Consider the following 2,843-nt stretch of genomic DNA (forward strand, 5'->3'; position numbering starts at 1 on the left):
CTCGGAGCAGACGCGAGTCAACGCAGCGGTCAGAGTGGTTTTACCGTGGTCAACGTGACCGATAGTTCCGACGTTGACGTGCGGTAGGGAACGATCAAATTTTTCCTTAGCCATCGATATCACCCCTAACAGAAGAAATAAGCAAACAACCCTAGCCATTAAAACAAAGGCAGATATTTTCATATCTGCCTTGTTATATGGAGCTCTTGAGCGGATTTGAACCGCTGACCTCACCCTTACCAAGGGTGTGCTCTACCAACTGAGCTACAAGAGCGTAACACTTTGCATATTCTGCAAACTTGGAGCGGGTAGCGGGAATCGAACCCGCATCATCAGCTTGGAAGGCTGAGGTTCTACCACTAAACTATACCCGCGGAGCCTGCAGCTCACGCTAAAATCTGGTGGAGGGAGAAGGATTCGAACCTTCGAAGTCGTAGACGTCAGATTTACAGTCTGATCCCTTTGGCCGCTCGGGAACCCCTCCTGATCAGGCCGGCATTCTATACTATGCCAACCCCTTGTCAAGCATTTTCTCATTTAAAAACTTGAGGTTAGCTGCATTGACATCGCCCTACCGCACCAACCTTTTTAAGGTCTTCGCTGTGGAGCGGGCGCCATTCTATGCAAACTATTCGGTAGGTGCAACCCCCTCGCATAGCATTATTTTGTGTTTTAACTCATTGAATTCCTTGGAAAGGTTTTGCAGTTGAGCATCCCCCAGTGAATGCTGGGTCTCGGGCGTAATTCGAAACCAATACAGGTCACCAGAAAGCTCCCTGGGCACTGGCAGCGCCTTCGCTCCGAATTCAGTCAGACGCTGTTCCAATACCAGAGCGGAGTCCGAACGCACCAAACCACCTATATAGAGACATTGCCCTTCAGCCCTACCACCAGATCGCCTTTCACGCGAAACATCGCTTGTCTCGCTCAATAAACGAATATCCTGCTGTGAACCCCGATAGAGACTCAGAGGCGTAACATCCTTTGCGCGCAACGGAACCTCTTGCTGATGCCAGACGTAATAAAAAACATTGAGTACCAGGAGCAGCAGAAACAACCAACGCATACAAACCTCAGGACAAAGGACACGCCATAGCCAACCCCACGAATACCAGATCGGAAACGATGCGGGCATCTGGTGCTACATCAGAAACCAGCTCGGCATCCCCACCGGTAATGAACACAGTGAAGGACTCCCCCCAGTAGGATCGGGCCAACTCCAACTGAGTTAACACAAACCCCCTCAGCATCAGCGAGCAACCTCGCTCTACCGCCTCAACTGTGTTGCGTCCGGGCGCCTTGCTGAGCAATGCCTGCTCTGCGTCTTGATCCCCATAGCGAATCTTGCGTGTGTGTGTGCGCAATTGGTTTCGCATGAGCGGCATACCAGGACAAATAAAGCCTCCCAGATGCTCGCCATCCAACGAAATGAAATCAGAAGTCACCGCGGTTCCGAAATCCAGTACCACGCAGGCACCGCCAGCCAAATGAAAAGCCCCCAGCATCGCCAGCCAACGATCAAGCCCGAGACGTTCGTAGTCCTCATAACCATTCTTGACACCGGACATCTCGAGGGCTGGCGCAGCACAAACGACAGAAATACCAAACTCCCGCCTGAGCAAAGCGATAAGCTCACTGGTCTCATCGTCGGTTCTGACGCTGACAAGTCGACACTTACTTAATGAGATTAACGGCGAGCGCAGCGCGTCGACCAGCGCCTTATCAGAATCAACGACGCCTTCCCTGACCAAAGCACCGTCCTCAGCGTGCAGTACGCGCCACTTGATAAAACTGTTGCCGCAATCGAGCTCAAGAATCATCACGCAACCTCAAGCTGAGCTCGCCGCCACTAAAGACTTTTTCCACACCATCAACCTTCAGTCGAAGCGCACCCTGATTATCAATACCCAGCACCACACCATCCACCCGAGTGACACCTGCGGTCAGCACAACCGACTGTGCCTGCCAGAGATGATTCGCCTCCCACTCTGCCCGAAGCGAAGTAAAGCCGCCTGACTGATGACGCTGTAAATAGAGCTGCAACTGCTTGCTCAATTCCACCACCAGATTATTACGATCGCAATTTCGACCCGACTCCAAGCGAATCGAGGTCCATTGCTGATCGACCTCATCAGTGGCCTGCATATTCACGTTGATACCAACCCCCATGACCACGTGACATACATCTGCCGGATCCCCTACAAGCTCAAGCAGAATCCCGGCGATTTTCTTTCGACCAACGAGAACATCATTGGGCCACTTCAAACCTGCACCGGAGACCCCAACCGAACGCAGGGCTTGCATGACAGCAAGCCCCACAACCAGGCTCAAGCCCTCGAGCTGACGCATTCCGCCATCAACGCGCAATACGAGACTGTAATAAAGGTTCTCGGCAAATGGACTGACCCACTTTCGCCCCCTGCGTCCACGCCCGGCAATCTGTCGCTCAGCCAGCACTAGAAAAGGCGCCAACTGACCGCGATCGATCGCACGTAACGATTCAGCGTTGGTAGAGTCGACTGAGTCAAAGAGACTGATAGGCCAGCCGACAAGATCTGCCTCAATTCTGGGCAAATCAAGCAATGTCAGAGGTGAAGCCAATTGGTAACCCCGACCTCGAACTTTATGTATGGTCAGCCCGAGTTCGGCCTCCAAGTGCTGTAGCTGCTTCCAGACCGCACTTCGACTGATTCCCAGAGCAACACCCAAAGTCTGACCAGAATGGAATCGACCATCCTTCAGAAGATTCAACAACGTCAGCATGCAGGTCTTACCTCACAATGAGGCCCGAATAATAGCCACGCACCGAGCCGTTGCATAGAAATCAAACAGTCGTTTTTTCC

General features: G+C 52.4%; 4 protein-coding genes and 3 tRNA genes. All 7 read right to left on the bottom strand.

Annotated elements, in window-relative coordinates:
- On the bottom strand, positions 1–114 hold a 114-nt coding region (locus ACK6BI_RS27920), incomplete at its 3' end, for a GTP-binding protein (RefSeq protein WP_007916459.1).
- Between the two features lie 84 nt (positions 115–198).
- A tRNA-Thr gene (locus ACK6BI_RS27925) sits at positions 199–274 on the bottom strand.
- A 26-nt stretch (positions 275–300) separates the two neighbouring features.
- Positions 301–374 (bottom strand) — tRNA-Gly (locus tag ACK6BI_RS27930).
- A 25-nt stretch (positions 375–399) separates the two neighbouring features.
- A tRNA-Tyr gene (locus ACK6BI_RS27935) sits at positions 400–484 on the bottom strand.
- A 144-nt stretch (positions 485–628) separates the two neighbouring features.
- Positions 629–1,066 (bottom strand): hypothetical protein, encoded by a 438-nt coding sequence (locus ACK6BI_RS27940; RefSeq protein ID WP_409319653.1) that lies wholly within the window; start codon positions 1,064–1,066, stop codon positions 629–631.
- A gap of 7 nt (positions 1,067–1,073) precedes the next feature.
- Entirely contained in the window at positions 1,074–1,820 is a 747-nt protein-coding gene (locus tag ACK6BI_RS27945) for a pantothenate kinase (RefSeq protein ID WP_409319654.1), read from the bottom strand.
- A complete protein-coding gene (gene birA, locus ACK6BI_RS27950; protein WP_409319655.1) occupies positions 1,810–2,763 on the bottom strand; it encodes a bifunctional biotin--[acetyl-CoA-carboxylase] ligase/biotin operon repressor BirA in 954 nt (317 codons plus the stop codon). The genes ACK6BI_RS27945 and birA overlap by 11 nt, the downstream gene beginning before the upstream one ends.
- Positions 2,764–2,843 lie beyond the last annotated feature (80 nt).

The organism is Pseudomonas sp. KCJK9016 (assembly GCF_046231795.1).
Lineage (GTDB): Bacteria > Pseudomonadota > Gammaproteobacteria > Pseudomonadales > Pseudomonadaceae > Aquipseudomonas > Aquipseudomonas bananamidigenes.